The 6,499-nt window shown below is 55.9% G+C and carries 4 protein-coding genes; all 4 read left to right on the forward strand.

Annotation, left to right across the window (positions count from 1 at the left end):
- Positions 1-488, forward strand: a 488-nt coding sequence (gene trfA / locus CKO12_RS13055; protein ID WP_274599930.1) for a plasmid replication initiator TrfA, incomplete at its 5' end; no start/stop codon positions are given.
- 550 nt (positions 489-1,038) lie between these two features.
- Positions 1,039-1,221, forward strand: a complete 183-nt coding sequence (locus CKO12_RS13060) for a hypothetical protein (RefSeq protein WP_200155168.1) — start codon at positions 1,039-1,041, stop codon at positions 1,219-1,221.
- A gap of 604 nt (positions 1,222-1,825) precedes the next feature.
- A complete protein-coding gene (locus CKO12_RS13065) occupies positions 1,826-4,975 on the forward strand; it encodes a helicase-related protein (RefSeq protein ID WP_200155169.1) in 3,150 nt (1,049 codons plus the stop codon).
- A 4-nt stretch (positions 4,976-4,979) separates the two neighbouring features.
- Positions 4,980-6,499, forward strand: a 1,520-nt coding sequence (locus CKO12_RS13070) for a hypothetical protein (protein WP_200155170.1), incomplete at its 3' end; no start/stop codon positions are given.

Raw genomic sequence — 6,499 nt, forward strand, 5'->3', positions numbered from 1 at the left:
GTGCTGGATGGTTGCGCGGTGCTTTGAATCGCTTGTTGAACGCGACAGTCTCAATTGAGGAGGGGAGATTTCGTTATTCTGATACGTTAATCAAGCATTATTTATATGATGATGACGCCAAGATAAACACCGTCATACTGAATCAAAAACTCATTGATCTGTACCATGCAGGCTGGACTCAAATTGAATGGGAGCAACGTGAAAAGCTACGCGGTCAGCCTCTAGCGCAATGGATGCACGGGTTTTATTCCACCCACGCCGAGCCTTTTCCTCTGAAAATAGAGACGGTTCACCGCCTGTCAGGCAGTGAGAATGAGACGATGTATAGCTTTAAGGCGGGGTTAAAACGCGCTATGGCTCACCTCACCACTGAATTGGGATGGGTCTGCGCCATTGAGGATGGATTAGTGAAAATCGATAAACCAATGACTGCTAGTCAAGCTCGGTATATCCACAATCATGGCGATGCGTACCGAAGAAGTGAATAACTTGTTTGATCTTTGCTTGGCAGTGTCCCGATCAGCAAAATTAATAACTCTTTGATCGAGGCACTACCTGGATGCCGATCTTGATTGCCTATGCGACCACGAGCGACATCGACGGCTTGGCTGCGCTCCTCGCCAAACTATTTACCATCGAACACGACTGCACAATCAATGTGATAGCGCCACTCGCACTGCTCGTATTCGCAGCCGGATACCATTGAGTGTTTGACCGGTTAGTGCATACTCGTTGGCAAGGTTTGGTCAGCAACTAACGCTGCCAGTACCTTCATCAGGTCGGGTAGGGACAGTCCATTATTGTTCTATCCTTCTAAAAACTGTGCTTGCAACTTTCACCGCACACGGCTCAAGCCTTGAAAGCTCTCGTTTTTCATAGAGCCGGTAACGCACCGAGTTTATTCTTGCTGTGTAGTTGACGGTGGCAATTTTCATGTAAAAGGCGCGTATTATTTCCACCCAGTGTCTTATTTTCAGTGTTCGAGATATTCTGCGCTATATTGACCGCATAGTGCAGTATTGCCAATCGGATGATCACATGACCGTGACCAAGATCGCCACCGTGACCTTTCGCATCAAACCAGAGATCAAAGCCGCGTTGTGTGAGGCAGCAGAACGGGAGCAGCGCAGTCTGGCGAACATGCTGGAGGTGATGATTCGGGATTGGTGTAAGCGTGAGGGTGTGGTGAGTCAGTCAATACCTGTTGAGAAACGGCAATGACCGCCATTTACAACCCGATCATCAACTCACCGTTTAAAGAACCGCGTCGGCATTTTCTCTTTACCGAAAATGGCATCACGGATCGGTCTGTAAATGCCACGATGTTAGCTCGACATCAGGGAAACTATCTCGCTAATCATTTCCGAAGCAATTGAAGTGCTACTCAAGACCGTCGGTTAAGTCGAAAAGGTGCTGGATGTTGCTGCGCTTACCCGATTTGAGCCGAAGGTTGCCACATAGTATTCAATAAACTGTGTTTTGCTTAGTATGATTTAGGAATGCTAAGTCCAGCATATTTCTACAGGTAACGACTTTGACAGTGCAAAAATCCGTCGTTATGCGAGATCAAGCAGCATGTACCTAATGGCGATAACCAAGCCCGTGTTGCTCAATCACGCTCTTTAATAAGTTCGAGTATGCGGTTGCCAGCACGAGTTGCTGGTGTAAAACTTGAAACGCATCAAAAAGTTCGCGCTGCAAAAGCATTCGCTTGTGCAGCTTTGGTAGATACACCCCAATCTTCGGATTGGCAGTTGAGCATTACTCAGCAATGTTCAAGAAAAAAGTATCGGATTCGAGATAGCACACAGGAGTTTAAACACCATTGTCCACTGAATCCAAAGACCGCGACCTTTTCATCGTCGACAACAGCATTTCAGGCTGGACGGGGCTCCGCTATCTCAAAGAATGGTGTGGTATCTCCCGTGCGTTCGACATTGCAACCGGCTACTTTGAGATTGGTGCCCTGTTGGCTCTGGATCAGCATTGGCAGCCCCTGGAGAAGATCCGCATTCTGATGGGGGCTGAGACCACCCTGCGTACACGCAAGGCGCTTTTGGAGGTTGTCCGCTCCCGTGTCGAGCAAATTCTTGACGACAGCATTGAGTCCAATAAGGCGGACAATCCTTTTCTGCATGGTGTGCCGGCGATTATAGATGCTCTGCGTTCCCAACAGATTGAATGCCGCGTCTATGATCGGGACAAGTTCCACGCCAAAGCCTACATCACCCACGCTAGGCTTGAAGGCGTCGGCTCTAAAGCACTGGTGGGTTCAAGCAACTTCACCGCCCCTGGTCTGAGCAAGAATATCGAGTTGAATATCCAGGTGCAAAGTGCTCACGAAGTGGCTCAAATCCAGAAATGGTTTGAGGAACATTGGAAGAATGCCGCTGAGGTTACGGACGCGGTTATTGCAATCATTGCGCGTCAAACCCAGCCCTACACACCGTTTGATGTCTACGCCAAGGCTCTGCGGGAGTTTTTCCGTGGGCACGAGCTGACCGCCAATGAATGGGACGAAACCCGCTCGAAACTGTTCCCGCATCTCGACCGTTACCAGAAAGAGGCTTACTGGGCGCTGATGAAGATCGCCCGCCAGCATGGCGGCGCCTTCCTCTGCGATGGCGTTGGTCTGGGCAAAACCTTTGTGGGACTGATGCTGATCGAACGCCTAGTTCTGCACGAAGGTAAGCGCGTCGTCCTGTTCGCCCCCAAGGCGGCAAAGGAAGGTGTTTGGGAACCGCATCTGCGCGAGTGGCTGTCCCATATTGGCGGTTTCGGCGGACATGCGGACTTCAGCAACCTGGCGGTCTTCAGTCACACCGATCTGAACCGCAAGGGCGACTTTCCCGATCGGTTCCGGCGCATCGCCGAACTGGCCGATGCCGTCATCATCGACGAAGCCCACCACTTCCGGAACACCGGCCGCGAAGGCGATCCCGCTCAAGGACGGGATCCGTCACGCTATTATCAGCTCTACGATCTGCTGGACAACGCCACTCGCCCGAAGGCTCTCTACCTGCTCACCGCCACGCCGATCAACAACCGGTTGAGCGATCTGCGCCACATGATTGAGTTGTTCACGCGCCGCGACGAGGCATACTTTGCCCGGACACTCGGGGTCAACAATCTGCGAGCGCATTTCAACCAGATGGAAAAGACGTTGCGCCAGACTGTCGGTCATGACGTGCCCGATGTCGCGGAGGTCATAACTGAGGTTCAGGATATCCTGACCGGCGACGCCATCTTTACCAATCTGGTGGTCCAGCGCAGCCGCGCCTATGCGCGCGAGAGCCAGATCCGCGAAACCGGTCAGGCCACCGCCTTCCCAGAGCGGCGGGCGCCACAGGTGGCGGCCTACTCGATTCGCAAGACCTACGGTCACCTGCTCGATCTGTTCAAAGAGGCGTTCCAGCGCAAAAATCCGCTGTTCACCCTGCCGATGTACTATCCGCTCGCTTGGTACAAAGGACCGGACAAATCCATCGACCCCTTTGAACAGAACCGCCAGAAACAAGTCGTCGGGCTGATCCGCACCAACTTCCTCAAGCGTTTCGAGAGTTCGGTAGCGGCGTTCGAGCTTTCCTGTGACCGCCTGCTGAAAAAACTGCTGGCCTTCGTCGAAGTCCACAGCGCAACCGCTGCCGAAAAGAAGCGCCTGGAACGCTGGATGATCCAGAATGCCAACATTCTCGATTACGCGGTTCAGCGTCACCTCGATTTCTGGGGCGATGACAGTGAGGAATCGGCAGACGAGGACATCGTCCCGCAGGAACTGCTGGATGCCGTGATACGTCTCGATCCGAAGGAGTTCGATATTCCAGAGATGCTGTCAGAAACCTTTCTCGACCTCGACCAGATCGTGCGATTCATCGCCGAGGTTCGGAAATTTGAACCCAAGCACGACGACAAGCTGAAAAAATTCATCTGCCTGCTCACATCCAAAGAACTCGCCGATCAGAAGGTGCTCATCTTCACCGAGTTCGCTGATACCGCTCGCTATTTGCGCGAACAGCTCAAAAAAGCCGGCATCCATGGCGTGGGACAGGTCGACAGCGCCACGACCACCAATCGCGCCGAGATCATCCAGCGGTTTTCGCCCTACTACAACGGCTCATCCTCGGCTGCGCTCGCCGCGATGGGGCAAGGTGAAATCCGCGTGCTGATTTCCACAGACGTGCTGTCTGAGGGGCTGAACCTTCAGGACGCCTCGCGGATGATCAACTATGACATCCACTGGAACCCGGTGCGCCTGATGCAGCGCATCGGTCGCGTGGATCGGCGCATGAACCCCGAAACCGAGAAACGGCTGATCGCCGACCATCCGGAAGTCGCTGCGTCACGCGGCAAGGTCAGCTTCTGGAACTTTCTGCCTCCTAACGAATTGAACGCCATCCTGACCCTCTATACCAAGGTCACCCAAAAGACCCTGATGATCTCCAAAACGCTCGGCATCGAGGGCAAGAAACTCCTGACCCCCAACGATGACTACGAGGCACTGAAGGAATTCAATCAGGCGTATGAAGGCACCAAGACCGCCATTGAGGACATGCACCTGGAGTATCAAGCCCTTCTCCAGGCCGATCCCGACCTAGAGGCTCGTCTGAAGGGGCTACCGGGAGCCACCTTTAGCGGTCGCAAGCGCCCGGCTAAAGGCGCCCATGGCGTGTTCTTCTGCTATGCGCTCCCCGCGCTGGATAAAGATGCGGGCGAATTCACCGAGACCGCCGGCACCGCCCGCTGGTATCTCTACGATCTGGAGCGTGACACCATCCTGGAGGAACCGGGCGAGATCGTCGCGAGCATCCGCTCCAAGCCCACGACCCCGCGCCAGTGCGCGACGGCGGAAAAGACCCTGGTCGAGATCCGCGCCAAGATCGAAAAGCACATCAAGAACAGCTACCTCAAGCGTGTCGATGCCCCGGTTGGGGTCAAGCCATCGCTCAAATGCTGGATGGAACTCAACGAAGGATAGACCGATGCCCACCGACCACCGCTGCGAACTCGCCCGCATCAAACGCTTCGATCAACTCGTTGCCTATCTGCGCGTTAAAATGGGCTGGCCCATCGAAGGCGATAACTTCGAGGATCTGACCTTCGACTACACGCCCGATGAATTGGGCATCGACGCGGCAAGCGCGGCCAAGATCCAAGAGATCAAGCGGCTGCGGCCACTGGCGGTCAACCAGCCCTGGAGCATCTTCTTCGTCAAGTTCGAGCCCAAGCGCCTGCCGGTGGTCGCGCTGCGGCGCATCCTCAGCCGGGTGGTCCTCAAAAAGCGCGCCGTAGCCAACAGCGCCGAGCGTGCCGCCTGGGACATGACCGACCTGCTGTTCATCTCCAACCACGGCGACGATGCCGAGCGGCGCATTACCTTTGCTCATTTCGTGCAGGACGACGGATGTGGCGATCTCCCGACATTGAAGGTGCTGGGCTGGGACGACGACGACACCGGGCTGCGCCTGGATCATGTGGCCTCTCAGCTCACGACGAAGCTGTGCTGGCCCGACGATGTCGCCGATGTCGAGACCTGGCGCACCACCTGGGCGTCGGCCTTTACGGAACGCAACCGCGAGGTTGTGACCACCGCCAAGCATCTAGCCGAGCGGCTGGCCGATCTTGCCCGTCGGACTCGTCTGAAGGCCAACGCCGCGTTGGCGATCGAGTCGGCGACCGGTCCATTGCGTACCCTGATGGACGCCTTCAAGAAGGCGCTCATCCATGACCTGACCGACGACGGCTTTGCCGATATGTATGCCCAGACCATCGCCTATGGTCTGCTGTCGGCGCGTATCTCGCGCCCCGCCGGTCTCACCGCTGACAACATGGCCGACATGGTGCCGGTCACCAACCCCTTCCTGAAAGAGATGCTGGAGAGCTTCCTGCGTCTCGGCGGACGCCGCCGCAGCGGCGCGGGCTGGACCGGCATCGACTTCGACGAGCTGGGCATCAACGAGATCGTCCAGCTTCTGCGCGAGGTCAACATGGAGGCGGTGCTGCGCGACTTTGGCGACCGCAACCCCGATGAAGACCCGGTCATCCACTTCTACGAGTCCTTCCTGAAGGAGTACGACGCCAAAAAGCGGATGCAGCGCGGTGTCTTCTACACCCCGCGCCCGGTGGTTTCCTACATCGTCCGCAGCGTCCATGAGCTGCTGCAAACCGAATTCGGGCTGACCGACGGTCTGGCCGATACGACGACCTGGGGTGAGATGCTGACAAAGCACCCCGGCCTGAAGCTGCCACTCCTCAGCGATTCACCGGGCGAGACCCAAACCATCCTCCCGAAAGAGCCCTTCGTCCAGATTCTCGATCCGGCGACCGGGACCGCGACCTTTCTGGTCGAGGTCATCGAGGTCATCCACGCGACCCTGACGGCGAAATGGAAACAGCAGCGACTCAGCGAGGCCCAGCGGATCGATGCCTGGAACGACTATGTGCCCAAGCATCTGCTGCCGCGTCTGCACGCCTACGAGCTGATGATGGCGCCCTATGCCAT

It is taken from the genome of Chromatium okenii, from assembly GCF_016583745.1.
In the GTDB taxonomy this organism is placed as follows: Bacteria; Pseudomonadota; Gammaproteobacteria; order Chromatiales; family Chromatiaceae; genus Chromatium; species Chromatium okenii.